The sequence below is a fragment of the Micromonospora sp. NPDC048907 genome, from assembly GCF_055586885.1.
The window spans coordinates 103,352-130,121 of record NZ_JBVJHI010000006.1; the positions used below are offsets into that span (position 1 = coordinate 103,352).

Below are 26,770 nucleotides of genomic sequence, written 5' to 3' on the forward strand. Positions count from 1 at the left end.
TCCGCCCGTTGACCCCGCACGTCGTACCGCAACCGCACCGCCCCGTGCCCCCTCACGAAGGCGACCGCCGTGCCCGTCACCCGCCCCGCCGCCGGTCCCCGCCGGCGGCCACCGCTGTCCGATCTCGTCGTGTCGCTCGCCGGCGCGCTGTTCGTCCTCGCCGGCGCCGCCGGCCTGGTCCCCGGCCCCGCCGCCGTGGCGCTGGCCGTGGCCGGTGGCTCCGCCCTGGCCTGCGTCCGGCTCGCCTGGCTGGCCGGCGCCCCACCCGGGCCGCCGGCCGCCGCCCCGCCCGCCGAACGGTCCGGCGCCACCGCGCCGCCGGACCCGCCCGAGCCGGCCGCCGCCCGGCCGACCGGGCGGCGGGCCCGCCGGGTGGCGCTGTCCCGCCGGGTCGCCGGGATCCTCGACGTCGCCGTGCTGGCCGCCGGGCTCACCGTGGCGGTGCTGCCGCTGAGCGATCCCGCGCACCGGCTGCCGGTCGCCCTGACCGGCCTGGCGTTCACCACCCCGCTGTACGCCGTCGCCCTGCTCCGGCTGCCCGGCCGCTCGCGGCTCTCCGGCGCGGAACGGCTGAACCGTGGCGTGGACGTGATGGGCCTCGGTGTCAGCCTGGTCTTCGCCGGCTGGGTGCTGCTGCCGGCCGGCCCGGTGCCGCCGGCCGCGCGCGCGGCCAGCGTCGGTGGCGCACTGGCGCTGGCCGTGCTGCTGGTGGCCGCGGTCGCCGAGCGGCGCCGGCGACCGGGTGCGGCCCTCTGCCACGCCGGGGCGGCCGCCACGCTGGGCGGGCTGGCCCTGCTCGTGGTCCTGCTCGCCTGCACCGCCCCGGACGGGGCCCTGCTGGCCGTCGCGCCGCCGCTGCTGGCCGGCGCGCTGCTGACCGCTGCCGGCGCCCGGCGTACCGCGGCCGGGGAGCGGCCCCGCACCGGCGTCGCGCCGGCCGCCTGGCCCGGGCTGACGGCGCCGGCCGGCATCGCGGCGCTGGCCGCCGGCCACCACCTGTGGACGGTGGGGCAGTTCACCGCCCCGGAGATCGCCCTGGGCCTGTCCGTCATCCCGCCGATGGTGGTGCGGGAGGTGCTCGCCGCCGCCGATCACCGGCGCCGGGCCGAGCGGCTGGCCGCGAGCGAGGCGCGCCTGCGGCTCCTGGCGGGCGACGGTGAGTGGCCGGCCGACGCTCCACCGGCCGACCGGGGCGAGCTGGTCCGCGTCCTCGCCCGGCGCACCGGCGGCGCGCTGCTCGTGGTCGACCTGCACGGCGACGGGATGGCGGTGCCCGACGGGCCGGTGCTGGCCGAGGTCGTCCACCGGCTCCGGTCCGGCGCGGGCCCCAACGACCTGGTGGCCCGGCTCACCGACACCGAGTTCGCCGTGCTCACCGACCTCGGGCCGGTGCCCGCGTACGCGCTGGGCATCCGCCTGCTGGCCGCGCTCGCCGAGCCGTGCCCGCGGCCCGGCGGGACGAGCCGGCTCCGGGCCAGCATCGGGCTGGCCGAGACCACCGGCGGCGACCCGGGGGACGTGCTGCGCCAGGCCGACCTGGCCCGGCGGCGCGCCGTGCAGCTCGGCCGCGACCGGGTCGAGTGGTACGACGCGTACCTGGAGGAGCAGCTGGTCCGCCGGCTGGACCTGGAGCGGGAGCTGCCGGGCGCGGTCGCCCGGGGCGAGCTGGACCTGGTCTACCAGCCGGTGCTGGCGCTGGCCGACCGGCAACCGGTGGGCACCGAGGCGCTGCTGCGCTGGCGCAGCCCCGCGCTGGGCACGGTGCTGCCGGCGGAGCTGCTGCCCGTCGCGGCCGACCTCGACCTGCTCGGCGAGGTCGGGCGGTGGGTGCTGGACCGGGCCTGCCGGCAGCTCGCCGACTGGTCGGAGGGGGGCCGGGAGCTGTGGATGGCGGTCAACGTCACGCCCCGCGAGCTGGCCGCCCCCGACTTCGTGGCCCGCACGGCGACGGCCCTGGCCGCGTACGACGTGCCGCCGGAGCGCCTGGTGGTGGAGGTCGCCGAGCCGGCCGTGGCCCGCGAGCTGTCGACCGTGGTGGCCCGGCTCGCCGGTCTCCGCTCGCTCGGCGTCCGCACCGCGCTGGACGACTTCCGCGCCGAGCACGCCTCGCTCGCCCAGCTCCGCCGGCTGCCGATCGACCTGCTGAAGGTGGGCCCGCACCTGGTCGGGCCGGGCGCGGACGGGCAGCGCCCACTCATCGACGTGGTGGCCAACCTGGGCGACCGGCTCGGCCTGGAGGTGGTGGTGGAGGGGCTGGAGTCCGACGCCCAGGTGGCCGGGGCGCGCCGGGCCGGCTGCCGTTACGGGCAGGGCTTCGCGCTGGCCCGCCCGGCCCCCGCCGAGCGGGTGGAGGCGTGGTTCGAGGAGTTCCCCTCGACGTCCCGCTGACCTGGCCGTCCAGCCGGATCGCTGAACCGGTTCATCGGGGGCGCGGGGGTGCGGTGCTGCCGCGCGGGGTGAGGTGGGCGGTCTCGTCCTGGAGCCCGGTCACCGGCTCGCCGGCGATCACGGCCAGGAGCTGCCGCGCGGCGTGCGCCCCGTACGCGGGGATGTCCCGGCCCAGCGCGGTCAGCGGCGGGTGCACGAGCTGGCAGAGCGGGGAGTCGTCCCAGGCCACGATGGACAGGTCGCCGGGGACGGCCAGCCCCATCTCCTGGGCCACGGACAGCCCGGCGATCGCCATCACGTCGTTGTCGTAGATCACCGCGGTGGGCCGGGCGGCGGAGCTGAGCAGGCGCCGGGTGGCCCGCGCGCCCTCCTCGCCGGTGTAGTCGGACCAGACCGTCGTGGCCTCGTCCAGCCCGAGCCGCCGGCACACCTCGGTGAACGCGTCGGTGCGGATCTCGGTGTGCAGCAGCGAGGGGAGCCCGCCCACCCGGGCGATCCGCCGGTGCCCGAGCGCGACCAGGTACTCCACCGTCTCGACCAGGGCCGCCGCGTCGTCGGACCAGACGCTGGCCAGGCTGCCGGTGTGGCCGGGGCCGCCGATGACGACGGCCGGCAGTTGCAACTCCTCCAGCGCCGGCACCCGCCGGTCGTCGGTGCGCAGGTCGCACAGGAAGACGCCGTCCACCCGGCGCTCGGCCCACCACCGGCGGTAGACGGCGATCTCGGCGTCCTGGTCGGCGACCACCTGGAGGGTCAGCGCGTACGAGCGGGCCGACAGTTCGGCCTCCACGCCGCTGATCAGCTCCATGAAGAAGGGCTCGATGCCCAGTATCCGGGCGGGGCGGCACAGGGCCAGGCCGACGGCCTTTGCGGTGGCGCCGGAGAGCGCCCGGGCGGCGCTGCTCGGGCTGAACCCGATCTCGGCGGCGATCGCCAGGATCCGCTGCCGGGTCGCCTCGGACACGCCGGGCTGGCCGTTCAGCGCGTACGACACCGCGCCCTTGGAGACCCCGGCCCGCCGGGCGACATCGGCGATGGTCGGCCGCTTCACCGGCGCGCTCCTCCACTGGTCCGGCCCTCGCGGGCCCGTTTCCGCCGGGGGTGACCGGCGGTTTGTCACGCTACTGCACCGGCTCACGGCGTGGCCGGCGCGGCACGCCGGCCCACCGCTTGTTCGGTTAAGCAGCCGATCCCGTTGGGCCTCGCCCGTCCCGGGTCCGGTTGCCACAGGGCGCGAAACCCCTGCGGGCTGCGTCGATCAGGTTACCGGGCGGTCCCGCTCGTAACCGGCCGTTGACAGCCCAGGAGGCCGCCCGTACGGTGTCCTCACTTATCCGGTTCAGTCAACGTCTCTCGATCTCGGGAGCGTTCCCATATTCGGCGCGGAGGATGACATGAAACGGTCCTGGACGCACTGGGCCCGGGCGGCCACCGTGGGTGCCGTCAGCCTGGTCATGGTCGCGGCCTGCAGCGGCAAGAGCACCACCGGTGGCTCGGACGCCGCCGACGGCCAGGTCACCCTGAAGATCAATTTCTGGGGCGACTTCGGCCTCCAGGACCTCAAGGCGAAGTACGAGGCCGACCACCCGAACGTCAAGATCCAGCTGAACTCCGGCGAGTACAACGCGCAGCACGAGGACCTGCAGAAGAAGCTCGTCGCCGGCAACGGCGCGCCCGACATCGCGGCGATCGACGAGGGCTTCATGGTCCAGTTCCGCAGCCAGTCCGACAAGTTCGTCAACCTGCTGGACAAGGGCGCCGGGTCGTACGAGAGCAAGTACCTGCCCTGGAAGTGGAAGCAGTCGCTCTCCGCCGACGGCAAGACCCAGATCGGCCTCGGCACCGACGTCGGCGGCCTGGCCATGTGCTACCGCACCGACCTGTTCAAGGCCGCCGGCCTGCCCACCGACCGGGACCAGGTCTCCGCGCTCTGGCCCGACTGGGACAGGTTCCTGGAGGTCGGGCAGCAGTACACCGCGAAGACCCACAAGAAGTTCATCGACGCCGGCACCAACCTGTTCAACCCGATCCTCGGCCAGCAGCAGGTCGGCTTCTACACCGACCAGGAGCAGCTCCAGATGGACGGCGGCCCGAAGGTCGCCTTCGACTACACCGTCAGGGCCGTCCAGGCCGGGCTGTCGGCCAACCTGGTCAGCTTCCAGGCCGACTGGGACAAGGGCTTCACCAGCGGCGCCTTCGCCGTGCTCGCCTGCCCGGCGTGGATGCTCGGCCACATCAAGGACACCGCCCCCGGCACCCAGGGCAAGTGGGACATCGCCGCGGTCCCCGGTGGCGGCGGCAACTGGGGCGGCTCGTTCCTGACCATCCCCAAGCAGGGCAAGCACGTCGACGAGGCGTACAAGCTGCTGGAGTGGCTGGTCGCGCCCGAGCAGCAGATTGAGATCTTCAAGAAGGTCGGCAACCTGCCCTCGCAGCCGGCGCTCTACGCCGATCCGGCCATCGCCGACTTCAAGAACCCGTTCTTCAACAACGCCCCGGTCGGCCAGATCTTCCCCAAGATGGCGCAGGGCCTCACCCCGCAGTACCTGGGCAAGAAGAACGGCCCGACCCGGGTCGCCGTGGAGAACGTGATCCGGCGGGTCGAGAACAAGAGCCTGAAGCCGGACGCCGCCTGGGCCGAGGCGGTCAAGGAGGCCGACAAGGCCGCCAAGTCCTGACGGACGCCGGTGACGGGGCCGGCCACGGCGGGCCCCGTCACCGCCACACCGCCTCACCCACCTCGGCCCTGGAGTGATCCGATGTCCACCACCCGTGCCGCGCCCGCGCCGTCGAGCCGCCGAGCCGCGCCGGAGCGCGGCCGCTCCGGGGGCGACGACCGGCGGCTGACCTGGCGCAACCGGCTGTACCGCTTCGACATGCGCTACATGCCGTACCTGCTGATCGCGCCGTTCTTCCTGCTCTTCATCGTGTTCGGGCTCTTCCCGCTGCTGTTCAACGCGGTGGTCTCGCTGCGCAACTACCGGCTCGACGACCCGACGCTGCCCTACTGGGCGGGGGTCGAGAACTTCAGCCGGCTGGTCGGCGACGAGGACTTCTGGAACGCCCTCTACAACACCTTCGGCATCTTCCTGCTCTCCTCGGTGCCCCAGCTGCTGCTCGCGCTCGTGGTCGCCTCGCTGCTCAACCGGAAGCTGCGGGCGCAGACCTGGTGGCGGGTGGGGGTGCTGCTGCCGTACGTGACCCCGATCGTCGCCTCGACCATGGTGTTCAGCGTCTTCTTCTCCCGCGACTTCGGCATGGCCAACTGGGTGCTCGGCCTGTTCGGCCTCGGCGGCCCGGACGACCCGATCGACTGGCGGGCCGACAAGCTGCACGCCTGGGTCGCCATCGCCACGATGGTCAACTGGAAGTGGATCGGCTACAACGCCCTGCTCTACCTGGCCGCCATGCAGTCCATCCCGCGCGACGTCTACGAGGCGGCGGCCATCGACGGCGCCGGGCCGTGGAAGCAGCTCTGGCGGATCACCGTGCCGATGATCCAGCCCGTGGTGCTCTTCACCGTCATCCTCTCCACCATCGGTGGCCTCCAGCTCTTCACCGAGCCCATGCTCTTCGACCCGAACGCCCAGGCCGCCACCGGCGGGCCGAACGGCGAGTGGCAGACCATCGCCCAGCTCATCTACAAGGTCGGCTGGAAGGACCTCAACCTCGGTTACGCCGCGGCCATGTCGTGGGCCCTCTTCCTGATCATCCTCATCGTCGCCGGCGTCAACTACGTGGTGACGAACCGACTGTCCGGAGGGCGCAAATGACAAGCGTCGCACCGGCGCGCCGGAAGCCGCGGCTGATGGGCCGGGCCCCGCAGGAGACCCAGGCGGGGCTGTGGACCTACCTGTTCCTCGCGCTGACCATGCTCTTCGCCGCGTTCCCGCTCTACTGGATGTTCGTCATCGCGACCAGCGACGACGAGGCGCTCGCGAAGCTGCCGCCGGCGATCGTCCCCGGCGACCGGTTCCTGACCAACGTCGACGAGGTCTTCTCCCTCCAGGACGTCTACTTCGCCGCCTCGCTCGTCAACAGCGTCATCGTCGCCACCGTGGTGACCGCCTCGGTGCTGTTCTTCTGCTCGCTGGCCGGGTTCGCCTTCGCCAAGCTGCGCTTCAAGGGCAGCAACGCCCTGATGCTCTTCGTGGTGCTCACCCTGACCGTGCCCAACCAGCTCGGCATCGTGGCGCTCTACATCGTGATGGGCAAGCTCGGCTGGAACGGCACCCTTCTCGCGGTCATCGCCCCCGGGCTGGTCACCGCGTTCGGCGTGTTCTACATGCGGCAGTTCATCGTCAACACGGTCCCCGACGAGCTGGTCGAGTCGGCCCGGATGGACGGCGCCACGACCATGCGGGTGTACGCCAGCATCGTGCTGCCGGCGATCCGCCCGGCCCTGGCCGTGCTCGGGCTGCTCACCTTCGTGGCCACCTGGAACGACTTCCAGTGGCCGCTCATCACGCTGAGCGGCACCGACTTCCCGACCTCGATGGTCGCGGTCTCCGACCTGGCCAGCGGCAACTACGTGATCTACCGGCGGGTGCTGGCCGGGGCGTTCATCGCCACCGTGCCCCTGCTCGTCATGCTGTTCATCGGTGGACGCCAGATCGTCCGCGGAATCATGGAAGGCGCGGTGAAGTCGTGAGCCGTCAGACGCTGCACGAGGGTTGGGTGCTGCGGGCCGTGCCCGGTCCGCAGGTGCCGCCGGAGCTCGCCGGGCAGGCGGTGCCGGCGACCGTCCCCGGAGAGGTGCACACCGACCTGCTGGCGGCCGGCCTCATCCCCGACCCGTACCTCGACGACAACGAGAACCGCCTCCGCTGGATCGGCCGCACCGACTGGGTCTACGAGACCACCGTCGACTGGCGGCCCGGCGACGACGAGCGGGTCGACCTGGTCTGCGCCGGCCTGGACACGGTCGCCACGATCACCCTCAACGGCACCGAGGTCGGCCGCACCGAGAACCAGCACCGCGGCCACCGGTTCCCGGTCGGCCCGCTGCTCCGGCCGGGCGCCAACGCCCTCAACGTGCGCTTCGCCTCGCCGTACCGCTACGCCGAGGCGCACCGGGACCGGCTCGGCGACCGGCCGAACGCGTACCCGGAGCCGTTCCACTTCATCCGCAAGACCGCCTGCAACTTCGGCTGGGACTGGGGACCGACCGTGGTCACCGCCGGCATCTGGCAGGAGATCGGCCTGCACGGCTGGTCGGTCGCCCGGCTGGCGACCGTCCGGCCACTGGTCACCGTCGAGGGCGGCGCCGGCCGGGTCGAGCTGCACGTCGAGGTCGAGCGGACGCGGGACGAGCCGCTCACCGTCCACGCCACCGTGGCGGGCGCCGCCGTCGAGGTCACCGTCCCGCCCGGGGAACACCGCGCCGTCGCCACCCTCACCGTCCGCGACCCGGCGCTCTGGTGGCCCGTCGGGTACGGCGACCAGCCGCTGCACGACCTCGACGTGACCCTCCGCGCCGCCGACGGCCGGCCGCTGGACGCCTGGTCCCGCCGGATCGGCTTCCGCTGGGTACGCCTGGACACCGCCCCCGACGCGCACGGCTCCGCGTTCACCCTGCACGTCAACGGGGTGCCGGTCTTCGTGAAGGGGGTGAACTGGATCCCCGACGACGCCTTCCCCAACCGGGTCACCCGGGCCCGCCTCGCCGAGCGCTTCGGGCAGGCCGTCGGCGCAAACGTCAACCTGCTGCGCGTCTGGGGCGGCGGCCGCTACGAGTCGGAGGACTTCTACGAGCTGGCCGACGAACTGGGGCTGCTGGTGCAGCAGGACTTCCTCTTCGCGTGCGCCGCCTACCCCGAGGAGGAGCCGTTCCGCACCGAGGTCGAGGCGGAGGCGCGGGAGCAGGTCACCCGGCTCGCGAGCCATCCGTCGCTGGTGCTCTGGACCGGCAACAACGAGAACATCTGGGGCTGGCACGACTGGGACTGGCAGGAACCCCTGGCCGGCCGCACCTGGGGGCGCGGCTACTACCTGGACCTGCTGCCCGCCGTCGTCGCCGAGCTGGACCCGACCCGGCCGTACTGGCCCGGCAGCCCCTGGTCGGGCAGCGAGGACCTGCACCCCAACGACCCGGCGCACGGCACCACGCACATCTGGGACGTGTGGAACACCGACGACTACACGAAGTACCGGGAGTACGTGCCCCGCTTCGTCGCCGAGTTCGGCTACCAGGCGCCCCCCGCGTACGCGACGCTGCGCCGGGCCCTCTCCGACGAGCCGCTCGCCCCCGACTCGCCCGGCATGGCGCACCACCAGAAGGCCGCCGACGGGGACCGGAAACTCCGGCGCGGCCTCGACGCCCACCTGCCCGCGCCCGCCGACTTCGACGACTGGCACTACCTCACCCAGCTCAACCAGGCCCGGGCCATCCAGCTCGGCGTCGAGCACTTCCGCTCGCACCGGCCCGTCTGCATGGGCGCCATCGTGTGGCAGCTCAACGACTGCTGGCCGGTGACCTCCTGGTCGGCCGTCGACGGCGACGGCCGGCGCAAACCCCTCTGGTACGCGCTCCGCCGCGCCTACGCCGACCGGCTGCTCACCGTGCAGCCGCGGGACGGCGGACTCGCGCTGGTGGCCGTGAACGAGACCGGCGAGGCGTGGCACGCCGCGGCCACCGTCACCCGGCTCACCCTCACCGGGGAGCCGAGGGCGAAGACCTCGGTCGACCTCGACGTCCCCGCGTACTCCTCGGTGGTGCTGCCGCTGCCCGCGGAGCTGGCACGGCCGGACGAGGCCCGGCGGGAGCTGCTGGTCGCGGAGGCGGGGGAGACTGCCGAGCGGGCGCTGTGGTTCTTCGCCACCGACCGGGAGGTCGAGTGGCCGGCGGCGGAGCTGTCCGCGACGGTTGAGCCGGCGGGCGACGCCCAGCGGGTCCGGGTCACCGCGCGGACGGTGCTGCGCGACCTGACGCTCTACCCGGACCGGCTGCACCCGTCGGGGCAGGTCGACCGGGCCCTGGTCACCCTGCTGCCGGGGGAGTCGACCACCTTCACCGTGCGCGCGGACGCCCCGCTCGACCCGGCGGCGCTGACGGCGCGCCCGGTCCTCCGCTGCGTCAACGACCTGATCCGGCCCGCGAGGTGAGGTGACGGCGTCACCTCACCTCGCGGATCCTGACGGGTTCCCGCTCGACTCGAACGGGCACCCGCCAGGATTCCCGGTGCGAGGGCGGCGGGCTAACCCGGCAGGCCCTGGGCCAGCTCCCGACCCATGTCGCCGTCGGTGTGGGCCAGCCCGTCGGCGAGTGCCTCGGGCGGTTACTCCGGGACCCGGCGGTACGCGCCGTCGCTGGCGGAGGTGGCCATCGAGGCGTACGCGCGCAGCGCCGCCGACACCGGCCGGACCCGGTCGGCCGGGGTGTACGGGCGGTCGCGCTTCTCCTCCGCCACCCGGCGGGCCTGGAGCACGTCGTCGGGCACGTCGAGCCGGATCGACCGGGCCGGGATGTCGATGACGATCTCGTCGCCCTCGCGGACCAGCGCGATGAGCCCGCCCGAGGCCGCCTCCGGGGAGACGTGCCCGATGGACAGGCCGGAGGTGCCGCCGGAGAACCGGCCGTCGGTGAGCAGCGCGCAGGAGCGGCCCAGGCCGCGGCCCTTGAGGAACGAGGTGGGGTAGAGCATCTCCTGCATGCCGGGGCCACCCTTCGGGCCCTCGTAGCGGATCACCACCACGTCCCCGGCCACGACCTCCTTGGCCAGGATCGCCGTGACCGCGTCGTCCTGCGACTCGTAGACCTTGGCCGGCCCGCGGAAGGTCAGGCACTCCTCGGGCACGCCGGCGGTCTTCACGACGCAGCCGTCCGGCGCCAGGTTGCCGTGCAGGATGGCCAGCCCGCCGTCGGCGCTGTACGCGTGCTCCCGGTCGCGGATGCAGCCGCCGGCCGCATCGGTGTCCAGGGTGGACCAGCGGTTGGTGGTGGAGAACGGCTCGGTCGTGCGCACCCCGCCCGGCGCGGCGTGGAACAGCTCCACCGCCTCCGGGACGGCCGAGCCGCCCCGGACGTCCCAGTCGGCGAGCCACGTCTCCAGCGAGGGGGAGTGCACGGCGTGCACGTCACGGTGGAGCAGGCCGGCGCGGTCCAGCTCGCCGAGGATGGCCGGGATGCCGCCGGCCCGGTGCACGTCCTCCATGTGGTACTGCGGCGAGTTCGGCGCGACCTTGGCCAGGCAGGGCACCCGCCGGGAGATGGCGTCGATGTCGGCCACCCCGAAGTCCAGCTCCGCCTCGCGGGCGGCGGCCAGCAGGTGCAGCACCGTGTTGGTCGAGCCGCCCATGGCCACGTCGAGCGCGACCGCGTTCTCGAAGGCGGCCCGGTTGGCGATCGACCGGGGCAGCACGGAGGCGTCGTCGCCGTCGTACCAGCGCTTGGCGATCTCCACGGCGGTGCGGCCGGCCTCGACGAAGAGCGACCGGCGGGCCGCGTGGGTGGCCAGCGTCGAGCCGTTGCCGGGCAGCGCCAGGCCGATGGCCTCGGTCAGGCAGTTCATCGAGTTGGCGGTGAACATGCCGGAGCAGGAGCCGCAGGTCGGGCAGGCGGAGCGCTCGATCTCGCCGAGCTGGTCGTCGGTGACGGCCTCGTTGGAGGAGGCGATCATGGCGTCGATCAGGTCGATCTTGGAGTGGACGACGCCCTCGATGGCCACCGTCTTGCCGGCCTCCATCGGGCCGCCGGACACGAAGACGGTCGGGATGTTGAGCCGCAGCGCGGCCAGCAGCATGCCCGGGGTGATCTTGTCGCAGTTGGAGATGCACACCAGGGCGTCGGCGCAGTGCGCGTTGACCATGTATTCCACCGCGTCGGCGATCAGCTCCCGGCTGGGCAGCGAGTAGAGCATGCCGCCGTGGCCCATGGCGATGCCGTCGTCCACCGCGATGGTGTTGAACTCCCGGCCCACGCCACCGGCCTCGGCCACCGCGTCGGCCACCAGGCCGCCGAGGTCCTTGAGGTGGACGTGGCCGGGGACGAACTGGGTGAAACTGTTGGCGATGGCGACGATCGGCTTGCCGAAGTCGTCGTCGGTCATCCCGGTGGCCCGCCAGAGGGCCCGGGCACCGGCCATCGTCCGACCGTGGGTGGAGGTCCTCGACCGCAGCTCAGGCATGCCTACCAGTCTGACACCGCCGCGGCGGCGGCCCCCGGGCACACGCGCCGTGTCCCAACAGTTGCACACCCGGTTCCCCACAAGGGGCGCGGATCCGGCACAGTTGAGGTCGTGCAGTCGTCCCCGGGCATGGTCATCGTCGCGGTGCTGAGCGGCCTCGCCGCGGCCGGCGCCGCCGCCCTGCTCGCCGTGTCGGCGCGCCGCCGGGGCGGCCCCCACCGCGGGGCCCACGTGCTGCTCGCGGCCGCCGCCGGGGTCGCCCTGCTCAGCCTGCTCCTCGGGCTGGCCGGCACCCTCGCGGCCGGCGACCACTGGGCGCACCGGCAGGGGCAGCGCACCGGCTGGGCCACCGTCGTCTCGCTCGGCACCACGCTCGCCGGGCTCGGCCTCGGCGTCGCCCTGCTCCGGCTGCCCGGCACGGCCGCGGCCCGGGCGGCCACCGCCCGGCTGCTGCTCGACGGCGTGATCATGGCGGGCGCGCTCTGGTTCGTCGGCTGGGCGCTGTTCAGCCCGCCGACCCGGCTGCTCGGGGACGCGACCCCCGTCGCCTGCCTGCCCATCCTGCTGGCCACGGTCAGCGCGGCCTTCACCGCCGGGCTGACCCTGATCATGGTCCTGCGGGCCGCCCCGCCGCGCGGCCGGCTGGTCCTGCTCGGCGCCGGCGCGACCGGGGTGACCTGCGGCGGCCTGGGCCTGTCGGCCGGGCTCTGCCAGGCCGGCCCGGCCCTGGCGTTCGCCGGTGCCGCGGTGATCGCCGCCGGCCTGCTGGCCACCGCCCTGGCCGCGCACCGGGTCGACCTGCCGCGGGTCGACGTCGACCTGATCCGCCGCGACGGCGAGTACGCCTTCGTGCCGATGTTCGCGATGGCCGCCTCCGCCATGTACCACCTGGTGCAGGGCGGCCGGTTCGACGTGTACGGCATCGCGGCGGGCAGCGTCGAGGGCTTCGCCCTGGTGGCCCGCCAGTACCTGGCCCTCAACGACGTCCGCGGCTACGCCGGCCGGCTGGCCGAGCGGGAGGCGCACTTCCGCGAGCTGGCGCACACCGACCCGCTCACCGGCCTGGCCAACCGGCGCGGCCTGCTGCGGGCGCTGCACCGCTGCGCCGAGGCCGGCGTCCCGTGCGTGCTGCTCGGGCTCGACCTGGACGGCTTCAAGAACGTCAACGACATGCGCGGCCACGACGTCGGCGACGCGGTGCTGGCCGAGGTGGGCCGGCGGCTGCGCGGCAACCTGCGCCCGGGCGACCTGGCGGCCCGGCTCGGCGGCGACGAGTTCGCGGTGCTCATGCACGGCACGACCGAGCCCGGGCCGGTCGCCGAGCGGCTGCTCGGGGTGCTCGGCCGCCCCTACGAGGAGGCGGACGGGCCGGTCTTCCTCTCGGTCAGCATCGGGGTGGCCGGCGCCAGCGGGGAGACCGACGTCGAGCTGCTGCTGCGCAACGCCGACCTGGCGCTGCGCTACGCCAAGCAGCGCGGCAAGAACCGGATCGAGCGCTACGACGCCACCTACGACCAGCTGCTGCGCCGGCGCACCATGCTGGAGCACGAGCTGCGCGGCGCCATCGAGCGCGACGAGCTGCGGCTGGCCTTCCAGCCGGTGGCCTCGCTGCCCTCGGTCCGCCCGGTCGGCGCCGAGGCGCTGCTCCGCTGGCACCACCCCGAGCTGGGCAACGTCCGGCCCGACGAGTTCATCCCGCTCGCCGAGGAGTGCGGGATGATCTCCAAGCTCGGCGCGTGGGTGCTGCACCAGGCCTGCTACCAGCTCTCCCGCTGGCTGGCCGACGGGCACGACGTCTGGGTGTCGGTGAACGTCTCGCCCCGGGAGCTGCACGCCCCGGAATACGTGGTCCAGGTCGCCGACGCGCTGCGCGCCCACCACGTGCCGCCGCAGCGGCTGGTGCTGGAGGTCACCGAGCATGCCGTCGCCACCGACCTGGACGAGTTGATCCGGCGGCTCACGGCGTTGCGCCTGACCGGGGTGCGGATCGCGCTGGACGACTTCGGCGCCGGCTACTCCTCGCTGGGGCAGCTGCGCCGGCTCCCGATCGACATCCTCAAGATCGATCACAGTCTGGTCGCCGAGCACGAGCCGGTCCGGCCGGTGGGCCGGGACGGCCCGGCGTTCGCCCCGATGGTCGACATCGTCATGCGCCTCGGCCACCAGCTCGGCCTGGAGGTGATCGCCGAGGGCGTCACCACCCCCGCCGAGCTGGCCGCCGTGGTCGCCGCCGGCTGCCGCTTCGGGCAGGGCGCGGCCTTCGGCTGGGGCGTGCCCGCCGAGCACCTGGAGGCGATGCTGGAGGCGGCCACCTCGCCCGGCAGCCGCCCCGCCTCGGCGCCGCCCGCCGCGCCGGCCCCGCCGCCCCGGATCGGGCCGTCCCCGCTGCTGCCGCGGCTCCGGTCGAATCCTCCCGCCCAGGTGCCCGCGCCGCGTACCTCGAATGAGGGATCTTCGCAGGTCGCCCCGGCCGTGGAGGGCGCTCCGGGGGCCGACACGCCCACGTCCGTGAACCAAAATGTGGGATCAGTTGACTCATCGCGTGAGATGCGTCAGGCTTGACCGCATGTCGTCGAACCGGTCGCTGCGAGTACTTACCTGAGCGCACTCTCCCGTTGAGAGTGCGCTGGCCCCGTGCATCTGCACGTGGGCCGTTTTTGTTGCCGTCGGAGCATCGCCGGGACGCCCGCGTCCCACCCTGAGAAGCGCATCACCCACTCCAGCCGAAGGCCTGAACCGCCATGACGAGACCCACGCCAGAGACCCTCGCCCACTCCGTCCGGCGCGCCCGCCCGGCCACCGAGCCGGCCGTCGACGCCGACCACGCCCCCGCCCCCCGCCCCGGTGCCACCCCGGCCACCCCGGCCGTAGCGGGACGGGGCGCCACGGCCGGCGCGGACGGACGCACCGTGGCCGACCGCCAGCCCGCGCAGCTCTCCGGCGCCGGCTCGCTGGTGCGGTCGCTCGAGGCGCTCGGCGTCGACGTCGTCTTCGGCATCCCGGGCGGCGCGATCCTGCCCGCGTACGACCCGCTCTACGACTCGACCGTCCGGCACATCCTGGTCCGGCACGAGCAGGGCGCCGGGCACGCCGCCACGGGCTACGCCCAGGCCACCGGCAAGGTCGGCGTCTGCATCGCTACCTCGGGCCCGGGCGCGACCAACCTGGTCACGCCGATCGCCGACGCGTACATGGACTCGGTGGCGATGGTGGCGATCACCGGCCAGGTCGCCCGCCCGTCGATCGGCACGGACGCCTTCCAGGAGGCGGACATCCAGGGCATCACGCTGCCGATCACCAAGCACAACTTCCTGGTGCAGACGGCCGACGAGATCCCGCAGGTGCTCGCCGAGGCGTTCCACCTGGCCTCGACCGGCCGGCCCGGCCCGGTCCTGGTCGACATCCCCAAGGACGTCCTCCAGGCGCCGACCACCTTCGCCTGGCCGCCCACCCTGGACCTGCCCGGCTACCGGCCCACGCTGCACCCGCACGGCAAGCAGATCCGTGAGGCGGCCCGGCTGATGACCAGCGCCCGCCGCCCGGTGCTCTACGTCGGCGGCGGCGTGCTCAAGGCCGGCGCCACCGAGGGGCTGCGCCGGCTGGCCGAGCTGACCGGCATCCCGGTGGTCACCACCCTCATGGCGCTGGGCGCGTTCCCCGACTCGCACCGGCAGCACCTGGGCATGCCCGGCATGCACGGCACGGTCGCCGCCGTCTACGGCCTCCAGAAGTCCGACCTCATCGTGGCGCTGGGCGCCCGCTTCGACGACCGGGTCACCGGCAGGCTGGACTCGTTCGCCCCGGACGCCACGGTGGTGCACGCCGACATCGACCCGGCCGAGATCGGCAAGAACCGGCACGCCGACGTCCCGATCGTGGGCGACGCCCGGCACGTCATCGACGAGCTGATCGCGGCCGTCACCGCCGAGCAGGCGGCCCGGCCGGCCGCCGACCTCGCCGACTGGTGGCACCAGCTGGACGACCTGCGCGGGCGCTACCCGCTGGGTTACGAGGAGCCGGCCGACGGCACGCTCTCCCCGCAGTACGTGATCAAGCGGCTGGGCGAGATCGCCGGCCCGGACGCCGTCTACGTGGCGGGCGTCGGCCAGCACCAGATGTGGGCCAGCCAGTTCATCTCGTACGAGAAGCCGTACACCTGGCTCAACTCCGGCGGCCTCGGCACCATGGGCTACGCCGTCCCGGCGGCGATGGGCGCCAAGGTCGGCAAGCCGGACACCACGGTGTGGGCGGTCGACGGCGACGGCTGCTTCCAGATGACCAACCAGGAGCTGGCCACCTGCGCCCTGGAGGGCATCCCGATCAAGGTCGCCGTCATCAACAACGGCAACCTGGGCATGGTCCGGCAGTGGCAGACCCTGTTCTACGGGGAGCGCTACTCCAACACCGAGCTGGGCACCCACAAGCACCGCATCCCGGACTTCGTGAAGCTCGCCGAGGCGCTCGGCTGCGTCGGCCTGCGCTGCGAGAACGCCGCCGACGTGGACAAGACCATCGAGGCGGCCATGGCGATCACCGACGCGCCGGTGGTCATCGACTTCGTGGTCGGCAAGGACGCCATGGTGTGGCCGATGGTCGCCGCCGGCACCAGCAACGACGAGATCATGTTCGCCCGGGGCGTCCGCCCCGCCTTCGACGAGGACGAGCTGTAGTCATGACCGAATGCACCGAGCGCAGCGAGGGCCGTGAGGGCATGACGAGGAAGGCGCCGGTCATGACCGAATGCACCGAGCGCAGCGAGGGCCGTGAGGGCATGACGAGGAAGGCGCCGTAATGACGATGCACACGCTGTCCGTGCTGGTGGAGAACAAGCCGGGTGTCCTGGCGCGGGTCTCCGGGCTGTTCTCGCGGCGCGGGTTCAACATCGACAGCCTCGCGGTGGGTGAGACCGAGAACCCCGACGTCTCCCGCATCACCATCGTGGTCAACGCCGAGTCCTCGCCGCTGGAGCAGGTCACCAAGCAGCTCAACAAGCTGGTCAACGTCCTCAAGATCGTGGAGTTGGACCCGCAGGTGTCGGTGGCCCGGGAACTGCTGCTGGTCAAGGTCCGCGCGGACCGCAACGCCCGCGGCCAGGTGCTGGAGACGGTCGCCCTGTTCCGCGCCCGGGTGGTCGACGTCGCGCCGGACACGCTGACCATCGAGGCCACCGGCACCCCCGACAAGCTCGACGCGCTCCTGCGTGACCTGGAGCCGTTCGGCATCAAGGAGATGGTCCAGTCCGGCACGGTGGCCATCGGCCGGGGCTCCCGCTCGATCACCGCCGGCCCGGCGCTGCGCGCCGCCTGATTCGCACCCACCAGATTTTCGACGGGCCGACGGGCACCGCCGTAGGAAAGGGAAGTCAATGAGCGTTGAGGTGTACTACGACGACGACGCCGACCTGGGCCTGATCCAGGGCCGCACGGTCGCCGTGATCGGCTACGGCAGCCAGGGCCACGCCCACGCGCTGTCGCTGCGCGACTCCGGCGTCGACGTGGTGATCGGCCTGCCCGCCGGGTCGAAGAGCCGGCCGAAGGCCGAGGAGCAGGGCCTGCGGGTGCTCACCCCGGCCGAGGCGGCGGCCGAGGCCGACGTGATCATGATCCTGGCGCCGGACACCGCCCAGCGCGGCCTGTACGCCGACTCGATCGCCCCCAACCTCGCCCCCGGCAAGGCGATCTTCTTCGGCCACGGCTTCAACATCCGGTACGGCCTCATCAAGCCCCCGGCCGACGTGGACGTGGCGATGGTCGCCCCGAAGGGCCCCGGCCACCTGGTCCGCCGCCAGTACGTGGACGGCAAGGGCGTGCCCTGCCTGGTCGCCGTCGAGCAGGACGCCAGCGGCAACGCCTTCGGCCTGGCCCTGGCCTACGCCAAGGCGATCGGCGGCACCCGGGCCGGCGCGATCCGCACCACCTTCACCGAGGAGACCGAGACCGACCTCTTCGGCGAGCAGGCGGTGCTGTGCGGCGGCGCGGCGGCGCTCGTGCAGACCGGCTTCGAGGTGCTCACCGAGGCCGGCTACGCCCCCGAGGTGGCCTACTTCGAGTGCCTGCACGAGCTGAAGCTCATCGTCGACCTCATGTACGAGGGCGGCATCGCCCGGATGCGCTACAGCATCTCGGACACCGCCGAGTACGGCGACCTCTCCCGCGGCCCGCGGGTCATCGACTCCCGGGTCAAGGAGGAGATGCGCAAGATCCTCGGCGAGATCCAGTCCGGCGAGTTCGCCCGCGAGTGGGTGGCCGAGGACGAGGCCGGCCGGCCGAACTTCGCCAAGTGGCGGGCCGAGGGCGCGGCGCACCCGATCGAGGAGACCGGGCAGAAGCTGCGCGCCATGATGAGCTGGGTCGACCGGCCCATCACCGAGACCGCCTGAGTCGCACCAGGCAGCTCCGACGCGGCCCGCGGCCCGACGCTCTCCCCGGCGTCGGGCGGCGGGCCGCCGTCATGGGCGCGCCACCCCGAGTGGTCCGTTCACCTGGTGGGACCGGGTGACCAACGCCTCGGCCGGCCACGCGCCGACCCGGCCGGCGGGTGAACGGGGGGTGACGGGCGTGCGACAGACCTGTGTGAGGGCGCTCACCCCGCGGTCCGGGACCCGGAGGGCGGGCCGCCCCCTACCATCCTTGGTGAGGTGCTCCAGCCGGCACCCGACGGCCATGGCACGGATCGGCGCAGGGCGCAGCGCGGCGTCCCGACGCCCCAGGCCGACCACAAAACCGAGCGTCTACGAGGACCGATGAATCCTGTCGTACTGATCGCCGAAGAACTCGCTCCCGCCGCCATCGAGGTGCTCGCGCACGACTTCGACGTGCGTCACGTGGACGGCACCGACCGCCCGGCCCTGCTCTCCGCGCTCGCCGAGGCCGACGCGGTGATCGTACGCAGCGCCACCCAGATCGACGCCGAGGCGATCGCGGCGGCCCCGCGGCTCAAGGTGGTCGCCCGGGCCGGCGTCGGGCTGGACAACGTCGAGGTCCCGGCCGCCACCGCGCGGGGCGTCATGGTCGTCAACGCGCCCACCTCCAACATCGTGTCCGCCGCCGAGCAGGCGGTGGCGCTGCTGCTCGCCGTGGCCCGCAACACCGCGAGCGCCAGCGCCGCGCTGAAGGCCGGGGAGTGGAAGCGGTCCAAGTACACGGGCGTGGAGCTGCAGGGCAAGACGGTCGGCGTGGTGGGCCTCGGTCGCATCGGCGTGCTGTTCGCGCAGCGCATCGCGGCCTTCGGCACCCGCCTGATCGCGTACGACCCGTACATCCAGCCGGCCCGTGCCGCGCAGCTCGGCGTCCGGCTGGTCGGCCTGGAGGAGCTGCTCCGGGAGAGCGACTTCATCTCGATCCACCTGCCGAAGACCCCGGAGACGGTGGGCCTCATCGGCGAGAAGGAACTGGCGATCGTCAAGCCGGGCGTCCGGATCGTCAACGCCGCTCGCGGTGGCCTGGTCGACGAGCAGGCGCTCGCGAACGCGATCGCCGAGGGCCGGGTCGCCGGCGCCGGCGTCGACGTCTACGCCAAGGAGCCGTGCACCTCGTCGCCGCTGTTCGCCTTCGACAACGTGGTGGCCACCCCGCACCTGGGCGCCTCCACCCACGAGGCGCAGGACAAGGCCGGCCTGGCCGTGGCGAAGAGCGTCAAGCTGGCCCTGCAGGGCGAGTTCGTGCCGGACGCCGTGAACGTGCAGGCCGGCGGCGTGGTCGCCGAGGACGTGCGGCCGCTGCTGCCGCTGGCCGAGAAGCTGGGCCGGGCCTTCACCGCCCTGGCCGGCGGGGTGGCCGCCAGCGTCACCGTCGACGTTCGCGGCGAGGTCGTCGCCAACGACGTGTCGGTGCTCAAGCTCGCCGCCACCAAGGGGCTGTTCAGCTCGGTGGTGGAGGAGCAGGTCACCTACGTCAACGCCCCGCACCTGGCCGCCGAGCGGGGCGTCGAGGTCACCCTCGCCACGCAGGCCGAGACCGTCGACCACCCCAACCTGGTCACGGTCCGCGGCGCGCTGCCGGACGGCCGGACGGTCAGCGTCTCCGGCACGGTCACCCACACCGGCGCGCGGGACGTCCTCAAACTGACCGAGGTGGACGGTTTCGACGTGGAGATCGGCGCGGAGGGCATCCTGGTCTTCCTGCGCTACGTCGACCGGCCCGGCGTGGTCGGCACCGTCGGCACGCTGCTCGGCGAGGCCGGCGTGAACATCGCCGCCATGCAGGTGGCCCGCCGGGAGGCCGGCGGCGAGACGCTCATGACGCTCACCGTCGACCAGGCCCTCGGCGCGGACCTGCTCACCTCGGCGGCCGACTCGATCGGCGCGGTCGCGGCCAGCGCGGCCGACCTGCGCGACGAGTAGTCCGGCCACGACGGATCGGGGGCCCGGCCGGACGGCCGGGCCCCTCGTCGTGCCGGGGGTCAGGTCTGGACGCGGGCCGGCGGCGGGTAGACCGAGCCGTCCTGGGCGTCGAAGAGCATCAGGTCGTGCTCGCCGGCCAGCCGCTCGATGTCCAGCAGCACCTCGTCCGCGCAGGTGGGGTAGAGGTTCATCTCCACGTGGTCGCCGGCCGCGTGTAGCGGGGCGACCTCCCACGGCGTGCCCGGGCCGGCCGGACGGTCGGGGTAGCTGGCCGTGATGGCCCGGTAGAAGGCGACCACCCGCGGATCGGGGTACTGCTCGCCGTGCCGCCCCTCGCGGCACCGCTGCACCGCCGCCCGCACCTCGTCAGGCGTGGCCCCGGCCGGCAGGGCCCACACGCTCAAGTCGAAACTCACGGCGGACAGCGTGCCATCCCGGGTGCGCGCCGTCACCCCTGCCCCGCCGCAGGTTGGCTCGCCGATTACCGACAGGACATCCGATGGTCCCCTGTGGAGACTCTTGCGTCGAGTTGCGTCGATTCGCTAGCGTACCCGTGCGGTCACTGGCTGAGTCGATACTCCGGCCCGTCTTCGGGTGGCGCGGTCGGCCGTCCGACCCACCGGCCCGCACCCCTCGATTGCGCGAGCCACGCGCACTCGTCGCTGACCGGCCCCCACAGTCGTTGCCGAGACCGTGGGGGCCGATCGCGGTCCGCGCCCCGGATGCGAAGGCGGGGCGGCGCCGCGGTCAGCGCCGGCGGTGGGCGAAGATCGCCCGGTAGTCCGAGCCGTTGCGGAACCAGGCCAGGCCGGCCGGGCCGGCGGCGTACAGGGCGGTGGCGTAGGCGTCGGCCACCGCGAGATCCGGACCCACCACTGTGGCGGCGACCAACTGGTCGGCCGGCTCGCCGGTGTGCGGGTCCACCACGTGCCCCCGCCGCCCGGTCACGCCGGAGGTGCCCACCGCTCCGGCGGTCATCTCCAGCACCAGCGGCGCCCGGTTCCCGTCGGTCGGGTGGTGCACGGCGACGCGCCACGGACCGCCGTGCGCGGCGTGGCCCCGGACGGTCAGGTCGGCGCCGGCGAGCACGGCGTAGTCGTGGACGCCCGCGGCGCGCAGCCGGGCGGCGGCGCGCTCCACCGCCCAGCCGCCGAGCAGGCCGCCCGGGTCGAAGCCGCCCGGCACCGCCCAGGCGTCGAACCACCCGTCGGTAGCCGCCCGCATCGCGGCGCAGCGGTCCACCAGGTCGGCCAGCGGCGGGTACGACTCGGGGCCGATCTCGCCCCGGCGCAGCTTCGACACCAGGCTGTCCGGCTGGTTCGGCCCGTAGGTGAGGTCGATGGCGCGCAGCTCGGCGACCGCGTCCCGGAGCGCCTCGCCGATGCCCCGGCGGCCCAGCCACTCGGGCGCGTTGAGCAGCAGCGAGTATTCGGCGGTGGAGGTGCGGACGGTGTGCCGGACGCTGATGCGGTCGTCGGCCGTGCCGCCGGCCCGCTCCAGCCGGTGGCTGCGGGCGCCGAGGCGCAGGTCGGGGCGGCGGTGGCGGAAGGCCGACTGGTCGATCCACCGGGTGCGGGGCTGCTCGTCCGTCCAGCGGCCCCGCCGCTGCTCCTCGATCCGCATGACACTGCTCCCTCGCTGACCACGCCGCAGCGCCGCGGCGCAAGCCGGTCCCGGGCCCCCGTCGACCCTGTCCCCACCGACCCTAGGCAGTGGAGATGACCGGACCATGAATGCCACCTGGGAGACTCCTGTGCATCCGGGTATCCCGAATACTGGAAGGCTCGTACCGGGAACCGGGACGGCGACGTACGGTTGCGCCAGAGCGACGAGGTGAGGAGCGCCAGGTGGCACGCATCGCGGTGGTGGCCGGGGACGGCATCGGACCCGAGGTGGTCGAGCAGGCCCGTAAGGTCATCGACGCGGTGCTTCCCGGGGTCGAGGCGACGGAGTACGACCTCGGCGCGGCCCGCTACCACCGCACCGGCGAGGTGCTGCCCGACTCGGTCCTCGACGAGCTGGCCGGGCACGACGCCATCCTGCTCGGCGCCGTCGGCGACCCGACCGTGCCGCCGGGCGTGTTGGAGCGGGGCCTGCTGCTCAAGCTCCGCTTCGCCTTCGACCAGTACGTCAACCTCCGCCCCTCCCGCCTCTGGCCCGGCGTCGCCGGCCCGCTGGCCGCGGTGAAGCCCGGCGAGGTCGACCTGGTGGTGGTCCGCGAGGGCACCGAGGGGCTCTACGCGGGGGCCGGCGGCTCGCTGCACCGGGACACTCCGGCCGAGGTGGCCACCGAGGAGAGCTTGAACACCCGGCACGGCGTCGAGCGGGTGATCCGCGACGCGTTCGCCCGGGCCGGCCGCCGGGAGCGGCGCAAGGTCACCCTCGTGCACAAGACCAACGTGCTCACCCACGCCGGCTCGCTGTGGGCCCGCGCCTTCGCGGCCGTCGCCGCCGAGCACCCCGACGTGACCACCGAGTACCAGCACGTCGACGCCGCCGCGATGTTCCTGGTGACCAACCCGTCGCGCTACGACGTGGTGGTCACCGACAACCTCTTCGGCGACATCCTCACCGACATCGCCGCCGCCGTGACCGGCGGCATCGGGCTGGCGGCCAGCGGCTGCATCAACCCCGAGGGGCGGTACCCGTCGATGTTCGAGCCCGTGCACGGCTCCGCGCCGGACATCGCCGGCCGGGGGGTCGCCGACCCGGTGGCCGCCGTGCTCTCGGCCGCGCTCCTGCTCGACCAGCTCGGCCACGCCGACGCCGCCGCGCGGGTCACCGCCGCGGTCGCCACCGAGCTGGCCGGTCGTACGCCCGGCGCGCCGCTGCGCACCGAGGAGGTCGGCGACCGCCTCGCCGGCTACGCCGTAGCCTGACCGGGCCGTCACCTCGGCCCGGATCCGGGCCGCCAGACCCGTACCCGGGCCCGCTCCCGTCCCGGCCCGGCGGGCCGCCCGTCCGGCGGTGCCGGATGTGCCGGGGCGGAGCTATCCGCTGAACGACCGTTCGGGGTAAGTTTCTGGCACCAGTGACGTCGGCGTGCGATCCCGCATGCCGTGGACCCGCAGGGAGGTCAGCGCGATGAGCGGTGGTGACAAGCTCGATTTCGAGATCCGTCCGAATCCCGCGCCGGTATCCGCCGCCGACCGGGCCGCCCTGCTGGCGAACCCGGGCTTCGGCCGGGTGTTCACCGACCACATGGTGACCATCCGGTACGCCGAGGGCAAGGGCTGGTACGACGCCCGGGTGGAGGCGCGCGCGCCGATCCCCATGGACCCCGCCGCGGCGGTCCTGCACTACGCGCAGGAGATCTTCGAGGGGCTGAAGGCGTACCGGACCGGGGACGGGTCGGTCACCATGTTCCGCCCGGAGGCCAACGCGGCCCGCTTCATCGACTCGGCGCACCGGCTGGCCATGCCCGAGCTGCCGGCGGAGACGTTCGTCGAGTCGCTGCGCCGGCTGGTCGAGATCGACCAGGACTGGATCCCGGAGCACGAGGACGCCAGCCTCTACCTGCGCCCGTTCATGTTCGCCAGCGAGGTCTTCCTCGGCGTCCGCCCGGCCAACGAATACCTCTACTGCGTGATCGCCTCGCCCGCCGGGGCGTACTTCGCCGGCGGGGTCAAGCCGGTCACGGTCTGGGTCTCGCCGGACTACACCCGGGCGGCGCCCGGCGGCACCGGCGCGGCGAAGTGCGGCGGCAACTACGCCGCCTCGCTCGCCGCGCAGGCCGAGGCCATCGAGGCCGGCTGCGACCAGGTGGTCTTCCTGGACGCGGTGGAGCGGCGTTTCGTCGACGAGCTGGGCGGCATGAACGTCTTCTTCGTCTACGACGACGACACCCTGGTCACCCCGCCGCTGACCGGCACCATCCTGCCGGGCATCACCCGCGACGCGATCCTCACACTGGCCGCCGAGTCGGGGCACCGGGTCCAGGAGCGGCCGGTCAGCTTCGCCGACTGGCAGGCCGACGCGGCCAGCGGGCGGCTGCGCGAGGTGTTCGCCTGCGGCACCGCCGCCGTGATCACCCCGATCGGCGGAGTGCGCTTCCCGGACGGCGAGTTCCTGATCGGCGGCGGCGAGCCGGGCCGCTCCACCATGGCGCTGCGCCAGAAGCTGGTGGACATCCAGCGCGGTCGCGCCGAGGACCGGCACGGCTGGGTCTCCCGCGTCCTCTGACCCTCCATTGGCGCGTCCCGCACGGCCGGCCCGTCCTCGACGGCGCCGGCCGTGCGCGCTTTCCCCCCCCCCCCCCCCGGGTCAGTCCAGGAGGTGGGCGCGGAGGGCCTTGACCTGCTCGTCGGTCACGCCGGCGTGGCGGAGGTAGCCCTCGACGGAGCCGTAGCCCTCGCGCAGCTCGGTGAGGAAGAGCATCATCGCCTCGGCGGGGGAGGCCAGGAACGGCGGCGGTGGCTCCACGGCGTCCGGCAGGGTGGCCCGGACCCAGGCGCTGAACCGCTCGGACGCGGCGGTGCTGAGCGCGTAGTCGGCGGCGACGTCGTCGTCGGGGACGCCGAGCACGGCCAGGGTGAGCCCGCAGACGATGCCGGTGCGGTCCTTGCCGGCGACGCAGTGCACCACCACCGGCGCGTTGGCGCTGTCGGCGATCAGGCCGACCGCCTCGGCCAGCCCCGCGGTGCCGGTGCGGGCCAGGTCGGCGTACCGGTCGGCGAGGTAACGGGCCAGGTCGCTGCCCGGCTCGTACTCCCGCTCGGCCCAGTCCTGGTGCTCGGGGTGGATGTGCCGGTAGGCCAGCCCGTCGTAGGCGGGCACCCGGCCGTCGCGGGCCACCTCGGTGGGGCGGCGCAGGTCGATGACGGTGCGGATGCCGAGCGCGGTGAACGCCGCCCGGTCGGTCTCGTCGATGCGGTGCAGGGAGTCGGAGCGGTAGAGCCGGCGGTGCCGGACGGTGCGCCCGTCGGAAGTGCGGTAGCCGCCGACGTCGCGGAAGTTGAAGAGCGCGGGGAAGGGGGTCTCCAGGGCGTCCACCCCTGACACGGTAGCGGCCGGCGGGGCCACGATGTGCCCCACCGGCCGCTGGTTGCAGGTGTCTCCGTTACCGGGCGGTGCCCGGCGGGATCGACGAGTAGGTGTCGTCGTAGTAACCGCCGAGCTTGTCCCGGTAGGCCGGGTCCGTGTCGGTGGCCTCGTCGTACTCGGGCGCGGCCTTGATCTGGTCCTTGCTCCGGTCGACGTAGACCTTCCGCTCGTCGTGGTCGACGTGGTTGACGGTGCCGGCCGGCAGCATGACCTTCTTGCCGAAGATCCACGGGCCGGTGTCCACCACGAGGAAACTGGAGTTCACCTCGTGGCTGGCCCGGTCCACCTTGCCGATGCCGCCGTCACTCGCCTCCACCTTGTAGCCGACCAGGTCGACTCCGGTCACCCCGGCGTCGTCCCGGTAGCTCCACGGATCGAACCGCCCGGCGGGCGCGCCGCCCGCGAAGGCGCCCTGACCACCCTGGGTCAGCGGATCCGGCGTCCCGTGGGTCGTTCGAGGGTCGAGCCGCTCCATGGCGTCAACACTCCCTTTCTCGACTTCTGGGGGATGTGCCTGTCGGATCCCGTCCTACCCGGTTGCGGAGATCGATACACCGGACCGGCTCAGGCCAGTGCGGCCTCCGCGTCCAGGGCCACCGCGGCGGCGTGCACCACGGACGCGATGCGCAGCCCCTCGTGGACCTGGTCGCGGCTGAACCCGGCGGCCCGCAGGGTCTTCTCGTGCGACTCCAGGCAGACGCCGCAGCCGGTGATCGCCGAGACGGCGAGGCACCAGAGCTCGAAGTCGGCCTTCTCCACCCCGGGCCGGGCGATGATCTGCATCCGCAGCCGGGCCGGCAGCGAGGCGTACTGCTCGTCGCCGATGAGGTGCTTGGCCCGGTAGTAGACGTTGTTCATCGCCATGATGGTGGCCGCGCCCTTGGCCGCCTCGACCGCCTCCGGGGTGAGGTGCCCGGCCGCCTCGGCGGCGATCTCCCGCAGCACCACCGGGTTACGGGCCGCCACCGCGCAGGCCAGGGCGGTGCCCCAGGCCTGCTCCGGCTTCAGCGTCGAGGTGGCGATGGTGGAGCCGAGGTTGAGCTTGATGTCCCTGGCGTACTCGGGCAGGGCCGCCTTGACCGCGTCCAGACCCATGCTCAGGCCCCGGCCCCGGCGAGCAGCGCGTTGGCGTCCAGGGTGGCGCCGCCCTTGTTCCAGTTGCACGGGCAGAGCTCGTCGGTCTGCAGGGCGTCGAGCACCCGCAGCACCTCGGAGACGTTCCGGCCGACCGAGCCGGCGGTCACCATGGCGAACTGGATCTCGTTGTCCGGGTCGACGATGAAGGTGGCCCGCTGGGCGACGCCGTCCTCGCCGAGCACGCCGCAGTCGGCGGTCAGCTCGCGCTTGATGTCGCTGAGCATCGGGAAGGGCAGGTCCCGCAGGTCCGGGTGGTCCTTGCGCCAGGCGTAGTGCACGAACTCGTTGTCCACGGAGACGCCGAGAACCTGGGCGTCCCGGTCGGCGAACTCGCCGTTGAGGCGGCCGAACTCGGCGATCTCCGTCGGGCAGATGAAGGTGAAGTCCTTCGGCCAGAAGAAGACGACGCGCCACTTGCCCTCGTAGGTCTTGTGGTTGATCGTCTCGAACGCCTTGTCGGCGTCGAGCGAGACGCACGCGGTGAGTTCGTACTCGGGGAAGTGGTCACCGACAGTGAGCACGGGTCCTCCTTGACGGCGGCCTGGCGACGACGCCAGGCCGGTAACTGGATCTGTTCCAGATACTTCCGCAGGCCCGTCGCGGCCGGATCCTGGGCAGGGCGGCGTGTTAAGTCGATCGCGGGCCCGTCCCGCGATGTGGGTTTCTCCTCCCACAAACCGGATCGGAGTGGCAGAGTACGGACCGTGACCAGCTCCGTCCTGATTATTGGCAGCTA

Annotated in this window: 20 protein-coding genes; 12 read left to right on the plus strand and 8 right to left on the minus strand. The window is 73.4% G+C overall.

Annotation, left to right across the window (positions count from 1 at the left end):
* Positions 1–69: 69 nt before the first annotated feature.
* Positions 70–2,388 carry a putative bifunctional diguanylate cyclase/phosphodiesterase gene (locus ACZ6PY_RS21970; RefSeq protein WP_466074781.1) on the plus strand — a complete coding sequence of 773 codons (2,319 nt, stop codon included), beginning with the start codon at positions 70–72 and terminating at the stop codon, positions 2,386–2,388.
* A gap of 31 nt (positions 2,389–2,419) precedes the next feature.
* Here the strand turns inward: ACZ6PY_RS21970 and ACZ6PY_RS21975 are convergent, their stop codons facing one another.
* Positions 2,420–3,439 (minus strand): LacI family DNA-binding transcriptional regulator, encoded by a 1,020-nt coding sequence (locus tag ACZ6PY_RS21975; RefSeq protein ID WP_466074782.1) that lies wholly within the window; start codon positions 3,437–3,439, stop codon positions 2,420–2,422.
* Between the two features lie 343 nt (positions 3,440–3,782).
* On the opposite strand from ACZ6PY_RS21975, the gene ACZ6PY_RS21980 reads away from it, so the two are divergent.
* The 4 genes from ACZ6PY_RS21980 to ACZ6PY_RS21995 all read left to right on the plus strand — a co-directional run bounded on the left by ACZ6PY_RS21980 (position 3,783) and on the right by ACZ6PY_RS21995 (position 9,492).
* Complete coding sequence (locus tag ACZ6PY_RS21980) at positions 3,783–5,066, plus strand: ABC transporter substrate-binding protein (RefSeq protein ID WP_466074783.1); 1,284 nt, start codon at positions 3,783–3,785, stop codon at positions 5,064–5,066.
* 81 nt (positions 5,067–5,147) lie between these two features.
* Entirely contained in the window at positions 5,148–6,161 is a 1,014-nt protein-coding gene (locus ACZ6PY_RS21985; protein WP_466074784.1) for a carbohydrate ABC transporter permease, read from the plus strand.
* Between the two features lie 35 nt (positions 6,162–6,196).
* Positions 6,197–7,039: a carbohydrate ABC transporter permease gene (locus tag ACZ6PY_RS21990; protein ID WP_466075205.1), complete on the plus strand. Its 843-nt coding sequence runs from the start codon at positions 6,197–6,199 to the stop codon at positions 7,037–7,039.
* A complete protein-coding gene (locus ACZ6PY_RS21995) occupies positions 7,036–9,492 on the plus strand; it encodes a glycoside hydrolase family 2 protein (protein WP_466074785.1) in 2,457 nt (818 codons plus the stop codon). Before ACZ6PY_RS21990 ends, ACZ6PY_RS21995 begins: the two co-directional genes overlap by 4 nt.
* A 173-nt stretch (positions 9,493–9,665) precedes the next feature.
* On the opposite strand, the gene ilvD is transcribed toward ACZ6PY_RS21995, so the two are convergent.
* On the minus strand, positions 9,666–11,513 hold the full coding sequence (ilvD, locus tag ACZ6PY_RS22000) for a dihydroxy-acid dehydratase (protein ID WP_466074786.1): 1,848 nt from the start codon (positions 11,511–11,513) through the stop codon (positions 9,666–9,668).
* A gap of 111 nt (positions 11,514–11,624) precedes the next feature.
* Here ilvD and ACZ6PY_RS22005 point away from each other — a divergent pair, with 111 nt between their 5' ends.
* From ACZ6PY_RS22005 to serA, 5 genes are all read left to right on the plus strand, one after another.
* Positions 11,625–14,075, plus strand: a complete 2,451-nt coding sequence (locus ACZ6PY_RS22005; protein ID WP_466074787.1) for a putative bifunctional diguanylate cyclase/phosphodiesterase — start codon at positions 11,625–11,627, stop codon at positions 14,073–14,075.
* 179 nt (positions 14,076–14,254) lie between these two features.
* Positions 14,255–16,183, plus strand: a complete 1,929-nt coding sequence (locus ACZ6PY_RS22010) for an acetolactate synthase large subunit (protein ID WP_466074788.1) — start codon at positions 14,255–14,257, stop codon at positions 16,181–16,183.
* Positions 16,184–16,304: 121 nt separating this feature from the next.
* Positions 16,305–16,820 (plus strand): acetolactate synthase small subunit, encoded by a 516-nt coding sequence (gene ilvN / locus ACZ6PY_RS22015; RefSeq protein ID WP_046563652.1) that lies wholly within the window; start codon positions 16,305–16,307, stop codon positions 16,818–16,820.
* Between the two features lie 58 nt (positions 16,821–16,878).
* Positions 16,879–17,892 carry a ketol-acid reductoisomerase gene (gene ilvC / locus ACZ6PY_RS22020; protein WP_262281494.1) on the plus strand — a complete coding sequence of 338 codons (1,014 nt, stop codon included), beginning with the start codon at positions 16,879–16,881 and terminating at the stop codon, positions 17,890–17,892.
* A 363-nt stretch (positions 17,893–18,255) separates the two neighbouring features.
* Positions 18,256–19,854, plus strand: a complete 1,599-nt coding sequence (gene serA, locus ACZ6PY_RS22025; protein WP_466074789.1) for a phosphoglycerate dehydrogenase — start codon at positions 18,256–18,258, stop codon at positions 19,852–19,854.
* 59 nt (positions 19,855–19,913) lie between these two features.
* On the opposite strand, the gene ACZ6PY_RS22030 is transcribed toward serA, so the two are convergent.
* A complete protein-coding gene (locus ACZ6PY_RS22030) occupies positions 19,914–20,270 on the minus strand; it encodes a hypothetical protein (protein WP_466074790.1) in 357 nt (118 codons plus the stop codon).
* A 331-nt stretch (positions 20,271–20,601) separates the two neighbouring features.
* Positions 20,602–21,477 (minus strand): FAD:protein FMN transferase, encoded by an 876-nt coding sequence (locus ACZ6PY_RS22035; RefSeq protein ID WP_466074791.1) that lies wholly within the window; start codon positions 21,475–21,477, stop codon positions 20,602–20,604.
* Positions 21,478–21,701: 224 nt separating this feature from the next.
* On the opposite strand from ACZ6PY_RS22035, the gene ACZ6PY_RS22040 reads away from it, so the two are divergent.
* Positions 21,702–22,733 (plus strand): 3-isopropylmalate dehydrogenase, encoded by a 1,032-nt coding sequence (locus ACZ6PY_RS22040; RefSeq protein ID WP_466074792.1) that lies wholly within the window; start codon positions 21,702–21,704, stop codon positions 22,731–22,733.
* Positions 22,734–22,938: 205 nt separating this feature from the next.
* A complete protein-coding gene (locus ACZ6PY_RS22045; RefSeq protein WP_262281488.1) occupies positions 22,939–24,036 on the plus strand; it encodes a branched-chain amino acid aminotransferase in 1,098 nt (365 codons plus the stop codon).
* A gap of 81 nt (positions 24,037–24,117) precedes the next feature.
* On the opposite strand, the gene ACZ6PY_RS22050 is transcribed toward ACZ6PY_RS22045, so the two are convergent.
* The 4 genes from ACZ6PY_RS22050 to ACZ6PY_RS22065 all read right to left on the minus strand — a co-directional run bounded on the left by ACZ6PY_RS22050 (position 24,118) and on the right by ACZ6PY_RS22065 (position 26,555).
* A complete protein-coding gene (locus tag ACZ6PY_RS22050) occupies positions 24,118–24,846 on the minus strand; it encodes a tyrosine-protein phosphatase (RefSeq protein ID WP_466074793.1) in 729 nt (242 codons plus the stop codon).
* A 67-nt stretch (positions 24,847–24,913) separates the two neighbouring features.
* Positions 24,914–25,372, minus strand: a complete 459-nt coding sequence (locus ACZ6PY_RS22055; protein WP_313722641.1) for a PRC-barrel domain-containing protein — start codon at positions 25,370–25,372, stop codon at positions 24,914–24,916.
* 89 nt (positions 25,373–25,461) lie between these two features.
* Positions 25,462–25,992, minus strand: coding sequence for an alkylhydroperoxidase, AhpD family (gene ahpD / locus ACZ6PY_RS22060; RefSeq protein ID WP_466074794.1), 531 nt, complete (start codon positions 25,990–25,992; stop codon positions 25,462–25,464).
* A gap of 2 nt (positions 25,993–25,994) precedes the next feature.
* The gene (locus ACZ6PY_RS22065) at positions 25,995–26,555 is read right to left on the minus strand and encodes a peroxiredoxin (RefSeq protein ID WP_154225098.1); all 561 of its coding nucleotides are present in this window, start codon (positions 26,553–26,555) and stop codon (positions 25,995–25,997) included.
* Positions 26,556–26,770 lie beyond the last annotated feature (215 nt).

Excerpts from the sequence above, each read along its gene's own strand:
- ACZ6PY_RS21980 (WP_466074783.1), top strand. The coding sequence starts at position 3,783 with ATGAAACGGTCCTGGACGCACTGGGCCCGGGCGGCCACCGTGGGTGCC.
- ACZ6PY_RS21985 (WP_466074784.1), top strand. The coding sequence starts at position 5,148 with ATGTCCACCACCCGTGCCGCGCCCGCGCCGTCGAGCCGCCGAGCCGCG.
- ACZ6PY_RS21990 (WP_466075205.1), top strand. The coding sequence starts at position 6,197 with ATGGGCCGGGCCCCGCAGGAGACCCAGGCGGGGCTGTGGACCTACCTG.
- ilvD (WP_466074786.1), bottom strand. The coding sequence starts at position 11,513 with ATGCCTGAGCTGCGGTCGAGGACCTCCACCCACGGTCGGACGATGGCC.
- ACZ6PY_RS22010 (WP_466074788.1), top strand. The coding sequence starts at position 14,255 with ATGACGAGACCCACGCCAGAGACCCTCGCCCACTCCGTCCGGCGCGCC.
- ilvN (WP_046563652.1), top strand. The coding sequence starts at position 16,305 with ATGACGATGCACACGCTGTCCGTGCTGGTGGAGAACAAGCCGGGTGTC.
- ilvC (WP_262281494.1), top strand. The coding sequence starts at position 16,879 with ATGAGCGTTGAGGTGTACTACGACGACGACGCCGACCTGGGCCTGATC.
- serA (WP_466074789.1), top strand. The coding sequence starts at position 18,256 with ATGAATCCTGTCGTACTGATCGCCGAAGAACTCGCTCCCGCCGCCATC.
- ACZ6PY_RS22035 (WP_466074791.1), bottom strand. The coding sequence starts at position 21,477 with ATGCGGATCGAGGAGCAGCGGCGGGGCCGCTGGACGGACGAGCAGCCC.
- ACZ6PY_RS22045 (WP_262281488.1), top strand. The coding sequence starts at position 22,939 with ATGAGCGGTGGTGACAAGCTCGATTTCGAGATCCGTCCGAATCCCGCG.
- ACZ6PY_RS22055 (WP_313722641.1), bottom strand. The coding sequence starts at position 25,372 with ATGGAGCGGCTCGACCCTCGAACGACCCACGGGACGCCGGATCCGCTG.
- ahpD (WP_466074794.1), bottom strand. The coding sequence starts at position 25,992 with ATGGGTCTGGACGCGGTCAAGGCGGCCCTGCCCGAGTACGCCAGGGAC.